This is a genomic window from Lysinibacillus sp. GW821-FHT14F06, assembly GCF_058803665.1.
On sequence record NZ_JBXAPF010000017.1, the window covers coordinates 80555 to 100126 of the forward strand.

Below are 19572 nucleotides of genomic sequence, written 5' to 3' on the forward strand. Positions count from 1 at the left end.
ATCGGGTCAGTCCAAGAAATGATCACTTTGAGTAAGGAATTGATCGGGTCAGTCCAAGAAATGATCACTTTGAGTAAGGAATTGATCGGGTCAGTCCAAGAAATGATCACTTTGAGTAAGAAATTGATCGGCTTAATCCCAGAAATGATCACTTTGAGTATAGAAATGATTAGCTCAGTTCTGGAAGAGGCACCTCACCGCAAAAAGAATCGCAACTGCTTAAATAGTTCCTAAAATCTAACTATTAAAGCAGCATATTCTTATTATTTTTGTAGAAAAACCTTTTGTTCAAGGACGTTTAAGGCATGTTGAATATCATTTAGGTCGTCCTGTGTCGCATGCTGAATAAGCTGTAAAAAACGTTCTTCGATACATGCGAAGGCTTCTCCCATCATTTTATCTCCTTCATCAGACAAGCGAATATACTGTTTTCTTCGGTCCTCCATGTCGTTAAATTTTTCAATGAGTTTTTGTTCTTGTAATTTTCGTAATTCGCGACTTGTGTTGGGTAAGGACATATGTTGACATTCGCTTATTTCGGTCGGCGTGACGGGCTGGCTTACTTTAATATATTCGAGAATTTTATATTGAAGCGGTGTAATATTGGCTACTGTCACATTTTGAGTGAGATCGTGTGTCACTTGGTGGACAGTGGCTGTAAACGTCACGAATTGATGAAATAAACTACTTTTATCCAATTGGATCACCTCTTAATAGTCAAGATAACAAATAACTTGTCTTAAAACAATTATCATTTGACAACTAAAATGAAATAGATTATTATTTTGTTATCAAATGATAAGTAATGGGAGGCACAGGATGAAAACGTTAATTGTCTATACATACCCAAACCATAAAAGTTTAAATTATGCTTTTTTACAGGAGGTTATTAAGGGGTGTCAAGAGAATCCTGCGATAGAAGAAATACAGATACTAGATTTATATGAAGAAGAATTCGATCCACGTTTAGTTTTTCATGAGCATAAACGACGCCGTGATATGTATCGCGATCCGCAATTGGAAAAGTACCGCCAACAGCTTTCATGGGCAGATCAAATCGTTTTTGTCTATCCAATTTGGTGGGGGAGACCTCCAGCAATGCTACTAGGGTATATTGATCAATTATTTGCTTCTAATTTTGCTTATCGGGATACGAAGGGATTATTTCCTATAGGGCTCTTAAAAGGAAAGTCAGTTGTCTGTGTGTCCACGATGAAGGGGCCAACGAATTATCCCTTCTTATGGTTGAATAATGCCCATAAAATTTTGATGAAAAGAGCGTTGTTTAAATTTGTAGGGATGAAGAAAGTGAAATTTTTTGAGTTTGGTAATATGGAAAGTAAAAAGGGGAAGCAACAGCAAAAGCTTGACAAAGTGTATCGATATTTTAAAAGGGTTGCTTACTAATGAAATTATCTCGTGCAGACGGTCTTAGTCGTTTGCACGAGTTTGTGTACTGTCGATAGGCAATGTTATGATAAAGGTTGTAAATTCAGCTAGCTTGCTCTTTACAGCAATGGTTCCATGGTGCATCTCAATAATTTTTTTGACGATAGCTAACCCTAAGCCGCTGCCCCCATTTGCAACTGTTCGCGATTGATCAGCCTTATAAAATCGCTCGAAAATATGCATTTGCTGTTCTTCGGATAAACCGATTCCTGTATCTTGAACAATAACTGTGATTGTATCCAGCTGTTGTGTCATAGACAAAGTGATTGTACCGCAGTCAGGCGTAAATTTAATGCTGTTCGTTAGCAAATTCATCCATACTTGATTCAGCAAATCCTCATCTGCTGTAATGCTTATGTTATCAAATTGAAGATCAAAGTCGAGTTGTTTAACTATCCAATTAGGTTCAAGTGCCAGTACAACATTGCGTAATTGTTTATCAAGTCGATAATTTTTCGGCTCAAATGGATGATGCTGAGATTCTAGGGAAGTAAGCTTAAGCAAATTATCACTAATTTTTGATAAGCGATTACTTTCTAATTCTATGATTTCTAAGTAGTGCTGCCGCTTTTCTTCAGGCAGATTAATATTTTTAAGTGCTTTAGCAAAGCCATTAATAGCCGTTAAAGGTGATTGGATTTCATGAGAGACATTTGAAATAAATTTTTGACGCATTCTTTCTAGCTCACCTAATTCAACAGCCATATGATTGATACCATGTATTAATTGACCGAATTGGTCCTCTTCATCTCCTTTTAAATCTAATTGAATATTAAAATCACCTTTGGCCATTTGTCTTAATGCATCGACTATGGTATCCCAGTAATTGCGTTGTCGATTAAGTCCTATTAAAAAGATAATAGCGGCTGAACAGGCAAATAACACAAACACACCAATAACAGTTCCTAATTGTAGCCAAAAACCATGAGGCGCTAACCCGAATCGATCATACAGCCATGCAGTTGCGTGAACGGAAATAAAAGCAAATACAGTATTCGCAATGAGGAACAGGCAAAAGACCAATGCCAATCTTAATAAGAATCTTCGTTTTTTCATAATGCCAGTTCCAAGCGATAGCCAAGACCACGAATGGTGCGAATGACAAAGCCACTCATCTCTTGTGGAAAACGTTCACGTATTCTTTTAATATGGACATCGACTGTTCGTTCATCTCCCTCATAGTCATAGCCCCAAATTTCTTCAATTAATTGTTCGCGTGAAAATGTTTTACCTGTATAGCTTGCCAGCGTAAATAATAGCTCAAACACCTTTAACCGAAGTATAATAATCTCTCCGTTCATTTCGACTTCATGTGTCAAGCGATTGAGATTGACATTGCCAGCTTCGACGATCTGAGAGAGGGATATACGGTATCTTTTTAATATCGACTTTACTCGAACAATCAGCTCGGCAGGCTCAAACGGCTTTACGAGATAATCATCTGTTCCAAGATGAAAGCCCCTGACCTTTTGAGAGGTTTCTCCTTTAGCAGTGAGCATAAGGATAGGGAGATCTGTATTAAATGAACGTATTTCCTCACATAGTGTCCAGCCATCCATGTTTGGCATCATAATGTCCATCACAACCATATCGACTTTTTCCGAGGCTAACTTGGACAGTGCATCGACACCATCCACAGCTTCGATAACCTCTAAACCTTCATTTTGTAGAAATATTTTTACTAATTCTCGAATATGTGCATCATCATCCACCACTAATAGCTTTGTCATCTAAACATATCCCTTCGTTATTCCTCTTTAATTCGTAATTGTTGCTTCGCAAACTCACGATACATCGCATGTGTCTCAAAGAGCGTTTCGTGTGTACCACAGCCTGTAATATGCCCTTTTTCAATAAATAATATTTGATCGGCATCTACCACTGTTGATAGACGGTGAGCAATGACTAATGTTGTGCGGCCTTGCATTAAATTATCTAACGCTTTTTGTACATAAATCTCTGACTTACTATCTAAACTAGATGTTGCTTCATCCAGCATTAAAATTTGCGGGTTTCGTAACAGGGCTCTTGCAATAGAAATACGCTGACGCTGCCCACCTGAAAGCTTGATTCCTCGTTCTCCAACCTCTGTATCAAATTTATCTGGGAGATCATTTATAAACTGATCAGCATAGGCCATTTTAGCCACTCTTTCTAGCTCATCATCCAGCACCTCACGTTCAATGCCATAGCAAATATTTTCACGAATCGTTCCTGATAGCAGGGCACTTTCCTGCGCCACATAGCCGATTTGACTGCGCCAAGAGTGGAGTGAGAAAGTTTCAATTGGTGTATCTCCTAATGTGATACTACCACTAGTTGGCTGATAATATCGCTCTAATAGAGAAAATGTTGTTGTTTTTCCGCCACCACTTGGCCCAACGATGGCCGTTACTTTGCCTGGCTCAATGGTGAAGTTAATATTGGACAAAATTGGTTCTTCACCATAAGAGAAGTCGACATTTTTGACAAAAATCGGTTGATCTATTTTTTCTACTATTAAGCCGTCTTCGATATGTTCTTCTTTGTGTTCAAGTAGCTCGCTAATTCGTTCCGTAGCTCCCATAGCTTTTTGAAGTTGCGTAAAGAACATTGTCAATTGCGTCATGGGCATAATGATTTGGATTAAATATAAAATAAATGCCACCATATCGCCAGCAGTCAGTTCTCCAGAGGAAACTCGAACCCCGCCGTAGCCAATAATTGCTACTAGTACTGACATTAGAACAAATGAAATTAATGGCGAAATAAGCGCATGAATTTTTGCTTCTTTTAAGCCAAATGTAAAGAGATTCGTAATGCCCTTTTTTCCACGTTCATATTCAATTCGCTCCGCATTAGATGCTTTTACTAAGCGTGTTTCAGGTAAAACTTGGTTTAATACAGAAGTAAACTTCGCTGTCTCATCCTGCATACCCTTTGAAATTGCAAACATGCGTTTACCAAGCAACATTAAAATAGCCATTGCAAGTGGAACAGCGATTAGCATCACGAGTGTCATTTTCCAGTCTAAGAATAAGAGGATAATGATAGAACCGATGATGGAAATAACACCAGATAAACAGTTTGCTAGATGCTCAGTAATAAGCTCCTTCACGACCGCTGTGTCATTGGTAACACGACTTAATGTTTCACCAGTATCATGTTCATCATAATAGGGGATTGGTAAATGCAGCAGCTTGCGCCAAAGTTGATCCCGTAATTTTGCCACAACATGTTGTCCAACTCGATTTAAATAATAGATGGATAATCCACTAGCAATAGCCTGAGCAATAAAGGCAATACCAAGTAAAATGATTTGCCAATAATCAAGGGACTCTAATGAAAAGCCATCCACTAATTGTTTTGTAAATAATGGGACGATAAAACCAACACCCGTTGTAGCTAAACTCATAATTAAGGCAATAACTAGCAGCCAAATAGGTGGTTCAGCTCGTTTTACTAATTGTATAAAACGTCGCCAATCTTGTTTTTTAGTAGTATCTTTTAATGTTTCTTGCAAAGAAATAAGCCTCCTTCAGTATTCTATGACCTTACTATAGCATGTGTTTATGAACTGAATATGAAATGAATTGCGATGAAACAACAAGCAAACGTAAGTATACAAAATTTACACTTCTTAATTATTACAATAAAAAATAAATAAAGAGGTTCCTTTTTTTGGAGAAATACCATATAATAATCATAAACCGACAGTCGGTCTATAAAATTTAACGAAAATTAAAAAGAACTCACACCAATGATCCTAGAACTCTAGCTGCTGAATTTTCGAAAAGTTAATAAACGGCTCTTTGTGAAAGTGCCATCCAATTTCGAAAAGAATAATAGTATGGCAATCTTCTTTCACGGATCCATTGAGCAAAGGGAAGGGGTTATTCAAATGGAATCTCAGATAACAAGAAAAGGTTTTTCAAAAGATTTTAACCTAATGGTGGTTGGGCAAATTATTTCAATTTTAGGATCTGCTCTTTTAAGGTTTGCTCTTTCACTGTATGTACTAGATATTACAGGTCGTGCGGATCTTTTTGCTGTCCTATTTGCAATTTCAAGTATTCCAATTTTACTTGCACCACTTGGAGGAGCTATTGCTGACCGATTCAATCGACGTAATTTAATGGTACTATTTGATTTTGTTAGTAGTGTAATCGTGTTTATTTTTTTATTTTGTCTTATAAGTGGTAATAGTTCAATCGTCTTTATCGGTATTGTCATGGTGTTACTTTCACTTGTTAGTGCCATGTATACACCAGCAGTGATGGCCAGTATCCCTGTACTTGTTGAAGAAGAGAAGCTTGAGCAAGCAAATGGCATTGTCAATGGGATTCAAGCATTGTCGGGTGTAGCTGCTCCTGTGCTAGGAGGGATATTATATGGGATGATTGGCTTAAAAGTGCTTGTTATCATGAGCGGAGTGCTCTTTTTTCTATCAGCCCTATTAGAGATGTTTATTACGATACCATTTACTCAACGAGAACAGGACGGACATATTATTCCAACACTTATCAATGATTTGAAAGAGGGCTTTAGCTATGTAATGAAGCAATCGTTTATATTCAAATGTATGATTTTAGCGGCATTATTAAATTTATTATTAACGCCATTGTTTGTTGTAGGTGTTCCGATTATTCTCCGTGTCACAATGCAAAGTAGTGATACTTTATATGGAATAGCAATGGGATTAATCGATTTTGCTACTATTTTAGGGGCTTTATCGATGGGATACTTTGCAAAAAAACTTGGTATTAGGAATTTGTATATTTGGATTTTCATCACAGCATTATTGATTGTTCCAATGGCTATTTCAGTTATGCCTCTTATGCTTACGATTGGTTATTATCCATCTTATATTATTTTTGTCGTCAGCACCCTTTTAATAGCTATAATTATTACAATAATTTCTATTTATGTTATTACCGTTGTCCAAAAAGAAACCCCAAATGAAAATTTAGGGAAGGTTATGGCTATTATTATTGCTGTTTCACAATGTATGGCACCAATTGGACAAATATTGTATGGTTTATTATTTGAGATATTTACTAGTAAAATCTATGTTCCAATTTTAATGATTGGTGTATTCATGGTGATTCTGGCTTTAGCGACCAAAAGAATTTTGCGGTTTGAAGAAAGTGATACAGGAAAATAATTGGCTTTTTCTATGGGTCCCTAATATAAGGGACTTTTTTTTCTTGCCTAAATGACATGAAAAACAAATCTTGGAGAAACACTTGACCTTCAAGTTGGTTGAAGGTTTACCATTGGAATTGAGAGGTGTGATGATGTGAAAAAATATATGACCATTCAAGAGTTCTCTGAAAGAACGGGTATAGCCAAAAGCACACTACGCTTTTATGAAACTAAAAATTTACTACTACCAGAGGAAAGGAGCTTAAATGGCTATCGAGTGTATGCAGACAGTCAGATTGCAACAGTAAAGTTAATATCCACTTTGCGTTTGGCAGATGTTCCTATTAATGAAATTCAACATTATTTACAGGAGCAGGATGAAACGAATCGTCAAAAGATGATGAAAAAATGGATTCAGCATATGAAGAAAAAACGAGATTTATTGGATATTAGCCTGCGTTATTTAGAAAGTGACTCAATTCGAGATGATATTTATTTAATTGATAAAAATGATGAAAAAATTATTTGGTATACTGCTAAATCTACGACAGGCAAATTTGGAGCAAGCTTTGCACAAAGAGCAAATGAATTGAAACAATTAAATATCCGTATTAAAAGCTACTACTTAAATTATTTATCGGGGCAAGACGAAATTAAAGCCCAAATTGGCTTTGGCGTTCCAGTAGACACAAATTTAAATATGCCTATAGATTGTGATTTTATTGAACATATGCCTGCCTGTATATGTCTGGCATTACCATTTAAAGAGCATATGTCAACGATTAAGGATGGCTATATTAAATTACTACAATATGCACTTCAACATAAATGGGTCCCAACGCGCTCCATTCTAGAGTGGTATCGAGGTGATGATTTTACACAATTAGATTTATTATTGCCTGTTATTCAAATGGAGTAGGAGTAGATTTAATACAAAATTAGGAAGGTGAAATATGAAACGATTCATCCGTTTTAGTATGAAAAATACTTTAACAATGCTATTAGTCATACCTCTTATTATTGTAGGAGGAATTTATTCATTAAAAACATTACATATGGAGAAGTATCCGAACGTCGATATGCCATATTTGACAATCATAATTCCTTATCAGGGAGCCTCGCCCAAACAAGCTATGAATGATATTGGGGAGCAAATGGAAAGGGAATTCCTCAAGCTTGAAGGAAGAAAAAATGTTTATACAAACGGTGTAATGAATGCGGTCTATTCGACAATCGAATTTGATATGACCGTGGATATGAAGGAGGCAGAGCAGCTTGTAAGGAGAAGTGTGGATAGCTTACAATTGCCTAAATTAGCAGGTGAACCTCAATATGAATTAACGAGACCTGGTGGAAATCCAATTAGTTTTACAATGGGTATCTATGCACCTGAAAAAATTGACGAAGTCCAAAAGTTTGTAAAGGACATAATACTTCCACGATTAACTGTCATAGAGGGTATAAGTGAAATAGAATTGAATGGAACAACAGAAACGTCCGTATTTATTCGACTTTTACCACAAAAATTAACAGTAAATGGTTTTACATTCAATGATGTACGAGAGGCAATTGCAGCAAGTAATCTTTCTGTGCCAACTGGAGACATTACTATTTCAAATGAAATAGTACCAGTACGAATAAATAGTGCATTTACATCAATTGAGGATATTAAAGATGTAAAGCTTTTTACGAAAGAAGAATTTACTGCAAAGACTTTAGGGGAAGTAGCTGAAGTAACAGATGAAAGTAAATATATTAATAATCTGACACGTATTAATGGCAAGGAGGGTGTCAGTTTCAGTATCATTCCTAAGGGTGGTGCCAATGTTGTAGCAATTGTTGATCAAGTTAAAAAAGAAATGGATTCTTTAGCTATTCCAGATGATTATAAAGTGGAGATTTTGCACGATCAATCTATTGAAATTAATCAATCGGTCCATTCGATGCTCCGTGAAGTATTTTTAGGTGCATTCATGACAATTATCATCACCTTATTGTTGTTAAAAAATATTCGTTCAACTATTATTGCAGTCATCTCAATCCCAGTTTCAATTTTTGCATCGTTTCTTTGGCTAAAGACATTGGGATATACATTAAATATTATGACACTTGCTGGGATTGCTGTAGCAGTTGGACGAGTTGTAGATGATTCTATCGTCGTAATTGAAAATATATTTAGGAGAGTAAGGGCATCGAAGGAAAGAGATGAAGAATTAATAGAGCAAGCAACAAGTGAAGTTGCAACTGCAATTACTTCCTCAACGATAACAACCATTGCTGTTTTTCTTCCACTTGCTTTTGTACCAGGAATTGTAGGCAGTTTTTTCAAGCCACTTGCATGGACCATCGTCATTTCACTGTTCATTTCATTAATGGTGGCAGTCACTATTGTACCAATATTGTCAAAGATCTTTTTATTAAAAATTACGCCTGAACTCTCACAAGAGAATGTACTTCAAAAGTGGTATCGAAAAAGTTTAACTTGGGCTTTACATCACCGTCTAATTACTTTATCTGCTGCACTAGTAATTTTAATAGGCACTACTGTCAGCGTTGCACCTAAGCTAGGGATAACCTTTCTACCACAGGAGAAAGTGAATCATTTCAAGATAGAATTGACAATGGAGAATGGAACTCCTTTAGAGAAAACAACTAATGTTGCTGGTAAAGTGGAAAATATATTGCTAAATCAAAAGGAAATCAACCTTATACATACAGTTATTGATTCGCAATCAAAAAATGCAACGATTTCATTTGTAGTCAATGATTCTGTTAAGGAATTGAATGAATATGTCAGCAATTTGCGACTACAGTTAACAACAATAAGTGGACCTAAGGATATGAAAGTATCAGGTATTGGAGGAATTATTGGAGGGGCAGAAAGCAAATATACGTTAGTAGTAAATGGTACGAATTTAGAGGAAATTAAAAGAGCGAGTGAGCAGATTACAGCTGCTTTAAATAAAGTGCAGGGTATGGAGAATGTGACAACATCTTTAGAGGGGGAAGTACCTGAAATCATTGTCGATTTGGACGATATGAAACTTGCCGAAAAAGGAATGATGCCAGCAATGGTTGCACAAAATCTTCGAGCACTCATTAATGGCGATGTAGTCACAACTATGCAAGCTGCAGATGAAACAAAAGAAGTGAACCTGGGATTAAAAATGGATGAGATGACTTCGCTTAAAGATTTAGGAAAAATCCAAATTAGTAATGTAATGGGGATTCCCGTCATGCTGAATGAAATAGGAGAACTAAAAAGAGTTCATAATATCACTTCAATTTCACATCTAAACGGTGAAGAATATATTATGGTGTATGGAACCATTACTGATGAAAAAGTAGGAGATGTTATCGCTCAGGCAGATAAGGTGATTAATCATCTACAGCTTCCTCAAAATGTTAGCTATTATAAGGAAGGTGTATCTGCTTCGATGGATGATGGTTTCAGAGATTTATCAATTGCCATAGGAATCAGTATATTTTTAGTGTATTTGGTACTGGTATATACCTTTAAGGAAGGAAAAGCACCATTTGTTATCTTGTTTGCTATTCCGTTCTCAGTTATAGGTGCATTAATCGGTCTTTATATTGTAAAGGAGCCGATTGGAATGCCTGCAATGATTGGTTTACTAATGTTAAATGGGATTGTTGTAACGAATGCAATCGTTCTTATTGATAAGGTGAAGCAATTTGAAGGATGTGGAATGACCAAACAAACAGCTTTAGTGGAAGCAGGCGTTATACGTATTCGTCCTATTTTAATGACAGCTATTGCAACAATGGGCGCTTTAATACCCATGGCAATTTCGAATGAAACTGGGATGGTTTCAAAGTCCCTTTCTGTTGTAGTGATAGGTGGACTATTTACTTCTACTTTTTTAACACTGTTTATTGTACCTATACTTTATAGCTTATTTCAAAAGAGTAAAAAATCGCTAAGCCATATTTAATATCATTACGAGAAAAGCGCAAGAAATCAACGTTTTTAAATTGATTTCATGCGCTTTTTAGTTTTGACCAGTTTGATCCCAGATTTTTTAACGATAATGTTTCGCTAGTACCATGTTTTCCTACGCCTAGTTGACATCCTTTCTTGGGGTTGAACCTGAGCAGATGGGAAAATCGGTTGAGGGATTTTACTTATATCAATTTCTCGATGAACAATGGTCTGTTTATCTTCATTCTCAAGATGAAGGTTAGGATTCTCGGTTGCTTGGGTAATACCTGAATCATTACTTAAGAGTGGTGTTGTTTGCTGATTACTGTTTTCAATAGTAGTGGCAGTTTCATGATGTTCAGATGGAGAATGTTCTATTTCTGCTTCGGCATGAGGCTGCTGCACAGGATGAACATCCTTTATCACAAGGATTGGTCGCATCATATCATGATCCTCGTGCTCAAGAAAATGACAATGCCACATATAATGACCGATATGGTCTTTCCAGTGCATAATAATTTTCGTTACTTTTCCTGCATCTGCTTTGACGGTATCTTTCCAGCCTTGTTCATAGTCTCGAGGTTCTTCTGGAGGTCCTGTAAATTCTAGCCTTCCTTCATTTTGATAGAGCTCTAAATCAAAAGGACGTCGTTCCACTATTTTGAATTGTACTAAATGTAAATGAATGGGATGGATAAACGGTGTGGCATTAATAAAACTCCACATCTCTATACTATCAAGTGCAGGTTTTTCTGTAGCAGGATCATGGTACATTCGATTATTTAATAAAAGCATCGGCCTGCCAAATTCATCCGTTGTAGCTGTTAATGGTAGATGTCTCTCGATATGCGCATGGTGAGGGTGCAGATCCATTGAAACTGCAAGCATATCTGGGATTTCGCTAGTATCCTCACATTTTAAAGGGAGATTAACTTTGAATTGCATAATAACATTTGTATGCTCATCGATGAAATCCTCATCAGAATTGACTAATAGTATTTCCTGACCGTCACAATTAGAGAAATCAATAATGACATCTGTACGTTCAGCAGGTAGTAATTCAACAGATTGTATTCCTCGAGGGGCTGTTAAAAAACCGCCATCTGTCCCAATTTGAATCATCGGCTCTCCATTTGAAAGGCTGATGACATAGCCCCTTCTATTGGAGCCATTTAGAAAACGAAATCTATATTTACGAGGCTCGACATTTAAATAGGGCCATACCTTACCGTTTACGACGATTGTATTTCCAACAAATCCAGGTGTAATAGATGGGTGAACGGGAACTGGAAAAGGCGGTTCATCAGGATAGAATAGTGAACCATCTTCATTAAACGATTTATCTTGAATTAAAATTGGATATTCGTAGTTACCACAGGGCAAATTAGAACGCTCCTCAAGGGCATCTCTCAGTAGATAAAAGCCCGCTAACCCTGCATAAACATTTAAGCGAGTCAATGCCATTGCATGGTCATGGTACCACATTGTTGTACCAGGTTGATGATTTGTATATTCATGTACTTCTTTATTGAATTTTGGTCCCGTATGCATATAGTCTCTTGTGTACCATGCTTCTGGATGACCATCGCTTTCCCAATCTACATTTGCGCCATGTAAATGCGTGACAGTCCTTACCTCTTGTGAATCGTTGGCCGCATGAAGCGTAAAATCGACAGGCAGAAAATGCTTTCTAGGTAAGAGGTTTTTAAATCTGACATAAATCGTTTTGTCTTTCTTAGCTTCAATCGTCGGGCCAGGATAAAGCCCGTTATAGCCCCAAATGATGGATTTTGGGAAATCCTTATGGAAACAGTGCTCTGCTTGTATCATTTGTAACTCATAATAATCTTTTCTTTGTTGACCTCTATAATATTTTGGTTTAGCAGTGCTTGGTTTCGGTAGCTCATCAACAAATTTTGGAATAGTAGCTGGATCAGCGGGGTTAATATTCATGGTCAAAACATCACGTCCCTTTTTCAATACTTTGCTAATTACTTCATCATATGGGTGAAAACAATAGGCAACTGGGACAATAATGTAGGAAATTGTGCTAATATATAAAAAATATCGACACTTCAGTAATGGGTGCGTAGTTCAGATCCCCATAGAGAAAAGTGAGTGAAGTGAATAATCATTGATATGTAGCAAATCTTAAATTAGTAAAATTTAGTAAACGTTGAAAAGTACGGACTACATGACACAGTTGTTTTATAATTGAACTATTAGTTAATCTGGGGTTTGGAGAAGTGGTGATACGTTGGAACTAACATTGGAACAATTAAAGAAAACAATAATGGAAATGCGAACAAAAGGCCTTTTAGCTGAAGCATTAACCCTTGCTGAACAAGGTCTATTAGTAGCAGTAGAGAGTCAAAGTTATAAACATGGACTGGATTTGTATTATCAAAAGATCTTAATACACTTCTCACTAGGGGACACATTAAGCATGGTGAGTCTTATTCCGGAATATGAAGCATCTTGTCAAAAATATGGGACTGCAAAAGACTTCATGCATTATTACCTAGTAATGTCTTTATTATATGATGTAGTTGGTTTTAGAGAAAAAACAATCGACATGACAAAAAAATCAATCGACTATGCACTTGATCTTAACGATTTAATGATGCTTGTCCGAGGTCATAATAATTTATGCTACCTTGAGGTTGAGAAAGGCTGCAACGATGAAGCACTGCAAGCTGGTAAAATGGCTAGAAAATACAATCAGCTATTATCGAAGGAGCTACCTGAATTAGCTAGGCTACATGATATTCGTATTAATAATAATTTAGCCGATGTTTATATTTTTAAAGGGGATTTTGACACAGCACAAAATTTATTGGACTGTACGTTAAATTCAACGATTATTCAGCACCATAATCGCGAAAAGGTGGCAGCTTTGTTTGGTTATGGGTTTTTATATGAAAAGCAAGATAAGCTAAAAGAGGCAGTAAACTATTACAAACAGTCAATAGCACTGGCACAATCGTATGGGGACAATGCTATAACTAAGAAAGTAATGCGTTTACTTTTAAATGTACTGTATCAGTTGAATTGGCGAGATGAAATTTTTGAAGTACAGCGTGCATATATTGAGCTTTCCGAGAAAATGAGCGTAGATAATTTGCTACAGCAGGTAATGAACTTAGAATTTAATCGCCATAAAGAAAAGCTTGAAAAAAAGGCACTCTATGATCCTTTAACGGGTGTCTTAAATAGGCATTTCTTAGATATTAAGATAAATGAATGGTTATATGAGGCAAAACTTAACAAGCATTTTGTTGGTCTGGCTGTTTTAGACCTTGATTATTTTAAATTGTATAATGATACGTATGGTCACTTATTTGGTGATCGGGTTTTACAAATTCTTGCGCTTGGTTTACGGGATTTTTTACTGAAAGAAGATGCAGAGATTATTCGTTTTGGCGGGGATGAATTTGTCATTTGTATTCGTCATGAACAGAAAGAATATGTAAAAGAGCTTGTCAGGGATATGCATTCCTACCTACTTACATTGACGCTGGATCAACATGCTGAAAGTGAAACACTGAAGGTGAGCATGGGCGCATGTATCAATGAACAGAAAAATTATGACTATAAAACTTTATTTGAGCATGCAGATCAATGTTTATACCAAGCTAAAAAAAATGGGCGTACTGACTGTATTATTGAAGAATTGTAATGAATATTATCATCGTTTTTTTAATTCCTATTCGCATTTGTGAATAGGAATTTATACTTTGAAAAGGCTGTCATTTTTGATCTATGATTGAAAAATAATAATATCTATTCGGGTCATTTGAAAACCTTATTCTAGCAACGTACAATATATGAAATTAAGAAACACGACAGGGTAAAATTGTTGTATAATGTTGTGGTATGAGGAAAGAAAGCAGGTTGACAAAATGGAAAGCAAAATGAATGATTACGTAGCTTTAGAAATGCTAGATCAGGCATTTGTGTCAAAGCATAAGCTAGATGTGAAACAAAAGGTGAAAAAATGAAAAACTGGTTGATTTTCATTTCTGTCTTTATGGTTTCATTGTCACTTGTCATAGGTATTTTAGTACTCTGGAAAGCCGAGGCTCCGTTTCGTTCAATTGAAGAGAAGGCTGAACAGCTGGCACTTGATGCCAAGGTCCTTGCAATTGTTTCGGAGTCCTACACATATAATGGCAAACATTCGTATGTTACTGTATTTGGAGTAGACGAATATGGTGATAAAAAAGCCGTCTTTGTTCCTACGAATCTAGAAGCTGATTCAATTCAGGAAGTATTTTTGAAAGATGGTATTAACGAAAAGCAAGCATTATCGGTTTTTAAGAAGGAAGGGAATGTACAAAAGGTACTCAATATGAAATTAGGCTATGAGGAGCCCGGTGCTGTTTGGGAAATAACGTATCTAAACGAACACGATAAACTCAACTATGTCTATATTATGTTTGAGGACGGCGATTGGTGGAAGCGCATTACGAATTTATAAGAGGAGTAGATTCCAATGAAAAATTTATTAGCAAACCGTGTAAAAACTTTAACACCATCTTCAACTTTAGCCATTACTGCAAAAGCTAAAGCGTTAAAAGAGCAAGGAATTGATGTCATTGGTCTAGGTGCTGGTGAACCAGACTTTAACACACCGCAAAATATTTTAAATGCTGCCATTGACTCAATGGAGAAAGGTTTTACTAAATATACGCCTGCTGGCGGACTTCCAGTACTTAAGCAAGCGATTATTGATAAATTACAACGCGACAACAACCTTACATACAAGGCTAATGAAATCATTGTAGGTGTTGGTGCAAAGCATATTCTCTACACATTGTTCCAAGTTATTTTAAATGAGGGCGATGAGGTCATCATTCCAATCCCTTATTGGGTATCCTATCCTGAGCAAGTAAAGCTGGCTGGCGGTGTGCCTGTTTACGTTGAAGGTACAAGAGAGCAAGGCTATAAAATTACAGCAGATCAATTAAGAGCTGCCGTAACAGATAAAACAAAAGCAGTCATCATAAACTCTCCTAGCAATCCATCAGGTATGATTTATTCTCGCGAAGAGCTAGCAGAACTCGCTGCTGTTGCAGAAGAAAAAGATATTTTAATCGTGTCAGATGAAATTTATGAGAAGCTTGTATACAATGGTATTGAGCATTTTTCAATTGCACAACTTTCCGATGCAGTGAAAGCACGTACAATCGTTGTAAACGGTGTAGCAAAATCTCACTCTATGACAGGCTGGCGTATCGGGTATGCTGCAGGAGATGCAGACATTATTAAACCAATGACTGATCTAGCATCACACTCTACATCTAACGCAACAACAACTGCACAATATGCAACAGTAGAGGCATACAATGGATCACAGGACACAGTAGAAGAAATGCGCCAAGCTTTCGAAGCTCGTCTTGAGAAAATCTATCCGCAGGTAAGTGCAATTCCTGGCTTCCATGTGTTAAAGCCACAGGGTGCATTCTACTTATTACCAGACGTAGCAGAAGCTATGGCTCATACTGGCTACGATTCAGTGGATGCATTTGCTGCAGCTATTTTAACAGAAGCAAACGTAGCAGTGATTCCAGGCTCTGGCTTTGGTGCACCAACTACAATGCGATTATCTTATGCTACATCTTTAGAACTATTAGAAGAGGCAGTCCGCCGTATTGATGCATTTGTCAAATCAAAGTGGCAAGACTAATCCTTCTAACCAACTTTGGAGGATTTCTATGAAAAAAATTATGATTCAAGATATGCCAAAACATATCGGTGAAACAGTCAAGCTAGGCGCTTGGTTATCAAACAAACGTTCAAGTGGAAAAATTGCCTTCTTACAATTACGTGATGGCTCTGGCTTTGTACAGGGCGTTGTTGTGAAAGAAGAAGTAGGTGAAGAAATTTTTGCCGTTGCAAAAGGTATGACACAAGAAACATCAATGTACGTTACGGGAGAGGTTAAAGCAGATGAGCGTTCAAGCTTTGGTTGTGAACTAGCTGTAACAGGTATCGAAGTGCTGCATGCGGCAACAGATTTTCCGATTACACCAAAAGAACATGGTCCAGAGTTCTTAATGGATAACCGTCACCTATGGCTACGCTCACGTAAGCAGCATGCAATTATGAAAATCCGTAACGAAATTATTCGTGCAACTTACGAGTTTTTCAACAACAACGGCTTTACAAAAATGGACCCGCCAATTTTAACTGGATCAGCTCCTGAAGGTACTTCGGAGCTATTCCACACGAAATATTTTGATGAGGACGCGTATCTTTCTCAATCTGGTCAGCTCTATATGGAAGCGGCTGCGATGGCATTAGGAAAGGTCTTCTCATTCGGTCCAACGTTCCGTGCTGAAAAATCAAAAACACGCCGTCATCTAATTGAATTTTGGATGATTGAGCCAGAAATGGCCTTTGTGGAATTTGAGGAAAATCTTGAGGTGCAGGAACAATACGTGGAACATATCGTGCAATCTGTACTAGCAAACTGCAAATTAGAACTAGAGCGTCTTGGTCGTGATACGTCAACTCTAGAAAACATAAAAGCACCATTCCCTCGTATCTCTTATGACGATGCGATTAAATTATTACATGAGCAAGGATTTAACGATATTGAGTGGGGCGATGATTTCGGTGCACCACATGAAACAGCTATTGCCAATTCATTTGACAAACCTGTATTCATTACTTGCTATCCAGTAGGTATTAAACCATTCTATATGCAACCACATCCTGATCGTGATGACGTTGTATTATGTGCTGATTTGATCGCACCAGAAGGCTATGGTGAAATCATCGGTGGTTCTGAGCGTATTCATGACTATGAATTATTAAAATCACGTCTTGAAGAACATAATTTATCATTAGATGCTTATGCTTGGTATTTAGAACTACGTAAACAGGGCTCTGTACCACACTCAGGTTTCGGTCTAGGGTTAGAGAGAACAGTGGCATGGATTTCAGGAACAGAGCATATCCGTGAAACTATTCCGTTCCCACGTTTACTAAACCGTTTATATCCATAAACAATAACTAGTATGATCTTTGTACCTTTCGCTTTCGGTACAGATCATCTACTGCCCGTTAAAGCGGGACCAATTTAAAAGTCGCGTAGGGAAAAATCTACGCGGCTTTTCTACTTACTACCAAAGAAGGAGTCAAATAACATATGAGCACAAATAATAGCCGACTCCGCATATGGACTGAACAGCGAATGATTCAAGTTCCCCAGCTCTTTTTTCAGTTTTATAAGGAGTTAAATATGAAGGATGAAGAGGCACTAATTGTTTTCCATTTACTTGCGTTCCATATCGAGGGCAATGACTTTCCAACACCTGATGATTTAATGAACCGCCTCACAATGCCCAACAATGATATTACTTCTGGTCTACAGCGGTTAATGCAAAAAGGCTTCCTTGAAATTACCCGTGATGTTGATGCAAATGGCAAGCTATATGAAAAATATTCGGTTTTTCCACTTTGGGAGCGTATTATGCAGCTGATTGAAATGAAAGAGCAGCAAAAATCTGCAACTGCACTTCGACAAGAAGAGGGTGAGATATTCCGTTTATTTGAAGAGGAAATGGGGCGTCTTTTATCTCCTTTAGAGCTAGAAAAAATCGGTTCTTGGCTAGATGAGGACAAACATAGTCCAGCGCTCATTAAAGAGGCGCTAAAGGAGGCAGTGTTTGCGGGGAAGCTAAGTATTCGTTATATTGATCGTATTTTGCTGGAGTGGAAAAAGAAAAATATTACAACACCTCAGGCTGCACAAAAGCAAAGTGAACAGTTCCGTGAAAAACAAACGATTCACAGACCACCAGTCCGTACAACACAGCAAGGGATGCAGTCGACAAATAAAGTACCATTTTATAATTGGTTAGAAGAGAGAGAATAGGGGGACTATAGTATGCTAACAAAAAAACAATGGGAGCATTGTCTAGCTGAAATGGATCGCATGTTTCCTGAGGCACATTGTGAGCTCATACATGAGAATCCCTTTGAGCTAACGATAGCCACATTGTTATCTGCACAATGTACTGATGTTCTTGTCAATAAGGTTACGAAAACGTTGTTCCAAAAATATAAGAAACCTGAAGATTATCTAACAGTATCCTTAGAGGAATTACAACAGGATATTCGTTCTATCGGCTTGTATCGAAATAAAGCAAAGAATATTCAAGCTTTATGCCAGCGCTTGTTAGAGGAATATGGGGGCGAGATACCAGCAAGTCGGGAAGCTTTAGTAACCTTGCCAGGTGTAGGACGTAAAACGGCTAATGTCGTATTGTCGGTAGCATTCGATATTCCTGCGCTTGCAGTGGATACACATGTTGAGCGAGTGTCCAAGCGATTAGGGCTTTGTCGCTGGAAGGATTCGGTGCTTGAGGTGGAAGAAACGATTATGAAGAAAACACCGATGGACAAGTGGTCGAAAACTCACCATCAGCTCATTTTCTTTGGCCGATATCATTGTAAAGCTCAAAATCCAGGTTGTCAGGCTTGTCCGTTACTTGGGGATTGTCGGGAAGGACAAAAGCGTTTGAAAAAAGGGCTGGTGAAAGAGGCATGAGTATAGAGGCAATTGCAAAGGAAAAAGTTGATGCTTGGTTTACAGAGTGGCAAGAGCTAGAAGGCAAAATCCACAAAGCCCATGATACAAGAAATGGAGAGGCAAAGGGCTTGATGGAAGCGGCAATTGTTTTGTTTGACCGTCTAGTGGAAGAGGGTGGAGATGAGATTTTGCCGATAAATGGAGTTGAACGAATGGCCTTTATAAAAGCAAAGCCTGGTCAATATGCCTGTTACCGTCAGCTAGGTGAATTATTTAAGGAGACAAAAAAACGAACTGCTCGCTTACGATTGCAGGCTACTAAAACTAATTCGAATGGGTAAAGATTTTTGATTAAATCAATTTCGCCTTGGCGTAATTGTAGCTGCCGCTTTGCTTTCGCTACAGATAAACAATGCGTCCAGATTTTGAATTGTGCTCAGGCCTGCACGAGGGCCGACACGATGTCGGTCATTTCGGTAATGCCACAGGACGTGGCGTTTTTACCGATGCAGGT

At 37.5% G+C, this 19572-nt stretch carries 17 protein-coding genes; 12 read left to right on the plus strand and 5 right to left on the minus strand.

The features are described 5' to 3' along the window. On the plus strand, window positions 1–234 hold a 234-nt coding region (locus tag AC1RNS_RS15725), incomplete at its 5' end, for a hypothetical protein (RefSeq protein ID WP_492993960.1). Window positions 235–263: 29 nt separating this feature from the next. Here the strand turns inward: AC1RNS_RS15725 and AC1RNS_RS15730 are convergent. Then, entirely contained in the window at window positions 264–698 is a 435-nt protein-coding gene (locus AC1RNS_RS15730; RefSeq protein WP_492993962.1) for a MarR family winged helix-turn-helix transcriptional regulator, read from the minus strand. Window positions 699–819: 121 nt separating this feature from the next. Between AC1RNS_RS15730 and AC1RNS_RS15735 the strand changes: the two genes are divergently transcribed. After that, entirely contained in the window at window positions 820–1407 is a 588-nt protein-coding gene (locus tag AC1RNS_RS15735; protein ID WP_492993963.1) for an NAD(P)H-dependent oxidoreductase, read from the plus strand. A gap of 24 nt (window positions 1408–1431) precedes the next feature. Here AC1RNS_RS15735 and AC1RNS_RS15740 read toward each other — a convergent pair whose 3' ends face one another. The 3 genes from AC1RNS_RS15740 to AC1RNS_RS15750 are packed head-to-tail and all read right to left on the minus strand — an operon-like array spanning window position 1432 to window position 4951. Next, window positions 1432–2505: a sensor histidine kinase gene (locus tag AC1RNS_RS15740; RefSeq protein WP_492993965.1), complete on the minus strand. Its 1074-nt coding sequence runs from the start codon at window positions 2503–2505 to the stop codon at window positions 1432–1434. Beyond that, window positions 2502–3179 (minus strand): response regulator transcription factor, encoded by a 678-nt coding sequence (locus tag AC1RNS_RS15745; protein WP_492993966.1) that lies wholly within the window; start codon window positions 3177–3179, stop codon window positions 2502–2504. Before AC1RNS_RS15745 ends, AC1RNS_RS15740 begins: the two co-directional genes overlap by 4 nt. Before the next feature lie 17 nt (window positions 3180–3196). Further along, on the minus strand, window positions 3197–4951 hold the full coding sequence (locus tag AC1RNS_RS15750; RefSeq protein ID WP_492993968.1) for an ABC transporter ATP-binding protein: 1755 nt from the start codon (window positions 4949–4951) through the stop codon (window positions 3197–3199). 378 nt (window positions 4952–5329) lie between these two features. Between AC1RNS_RS15750 and AC1RNS_RS15755 the strand changes: the two genes are divergently transcribed. The 3 genes from AC1RNS_RS15755 to AC1RNS_RS15765 all read left to right on the plus strand — a co-directional run bounded on the left by AC1RNS_RS15755 (window position 5330) and on the right by AC1RNS_RS15765 (window position 10529). Beyond that, window positions 5330–6592: an MFS transporter gene (locus tag AC1RNS_RS15755; RefSeq protein ID WP_492993970.1), complete on the plus strand. Its 1263-nt coding sequence runs from the start codon at window positions 5330–5332 to the stop codon at window positions 6590–6592. Window positions 6593–6727: 135 nt separating this feature from the next. Further along, window positions 6728–7492 carry a MerR family transcriptional regulator gene (locus AC1RNS_RS15760; RefSeq protein WP_492993972.1) on the plus strand — a complete coding sequence of 255 codons (765 nt, stop codon included), beginning with the start codon at window positions 6728–6730 and terminating at the stop codon, window positions 7490–7492. Window positions 7493–7526: 34 nt separating this feature from the next. Further along, window positions 7527–10529: an efflux RND transporter permease subunit gene (locus tag AC1RNS_RS15765; RefSeq protein ID WP_492993973.1), complete on the plus strand. Its 3003-nt coding sequence runs from the start codon at window positions 7527–7529 to the stop codon at window positions 10527–10529. Between the two features lie 104 nt (window positions 10530–10633). Here the strand turns inward: AC1RNS_RS15765 and AC1RNS_RS15770 are convergent, their stop codons facing one another. Then, complete coding sequence (locus AC1RNS_RS15770) at window positions 10634–12469, minus strand: multicopper oxidase family protein (RefSeq protein ID WP_492993988.1); 1836 nt, start codon at window positions 12467–12469, stop codon at window positions 10634–10636. A gap of 304 nt (window positions 12470–12773) precedes the next feature. Here AC1RNS_RS15770 and AC1RNS_RS15775 point away from each other — a divergent pair, with 304 nt between their 5' ends. The 7 genes from AC1RNS_RS15775 (at window position 12774) to AC1RNS_RS15805 (ending at window position 19399) form a co-directional block, all read left to right on the plus strand. Then, window positions 12774–14195, plus strand: a complete 1422-nt coding sequence (locus AC1RNS_RS15775; protein ID WP_492993975.1) for a tetratricopeptide repeat-containing diguanylate cyclase — start codon at window positions 12774–12776, stop codon at window positions 14193–14195. A gap of 318 nt (window positions 14196–14513) precedes the next feature. Beyond that, complete coding sequence (locus tag AC1RNS_RS15780; RefSeq protein WP_492993976.1) at window positions 14514–14996, plus strand: cell wall elongation regulator TseB-like domain-containing protein; 483 nt, start codon at window positions 14514–14516, stop codon at window positions 14994–14996. 15 nt (window positions 14997–15011) lie between these two features. Further along, window positions 15012–16205 (plus strand): pyridoxal phosphate-dependent aminotransferase, encoded by a 1194-nt coding sequence (locus AC1RNS_RS15785; RefSeq protein WP_492993978.1) that lies wholly within the window; start codon window positions 15012–15014, stop codon window positions 16203–16205. 28 nt (window positions 16206–16233) lie between these two features. Beyond that, on the plus strand, window positions 16234–17529 hold the full coding sequence (gene asnS, locus AC1RNS_RS15790; RefSeq protein WP_492993979.1) for an asparagine--tRNA ligase: 1296 nt from the start codon (window positions 16234–16236) through the stop codon (window positions 17527–17529). A 143-nt stretch (window positions 17530–17672) separates the two neighbouring features. Then, window positions 17673–18401 carry a DnaD domain-containing protein gene (locus tag AC1RNS_RS15795; RefSeq protein WP_492993980.1) on the plus strand — a complete coding sequence of 243 codons (729 nt, stop codon included), beginning with the start codon at window positions 17673–17675 and terminating at the stop codon, window positions 18399–18401. 12 nt (window positions 18402–18413) lie between these two features. Next, entirely contained in the window at window positions 18414–19076 is a 663-nt protein-coding gene (gene nth / locus AC1RNS_RS15800) for an endonuclease III (RefSeq protein ID WP_492993982.1), read from the plus strand. Then, window positions 19073–19399, plus strand: a complete 327-nt coding sequence (locus AC1RNS_RS15805; protein WP_492993983.1) for a YpoC family protein — start codon at window positions 19073–19075, stop codon at window positions 19397–19399. The genes nth and AC1RNS_RS15805 overlap by 4 nt, the downstream gene beginning before the upstream one ends. The last annotated feature ends 173 nt before the right edge of the window (window positions 19400–19572 follow it).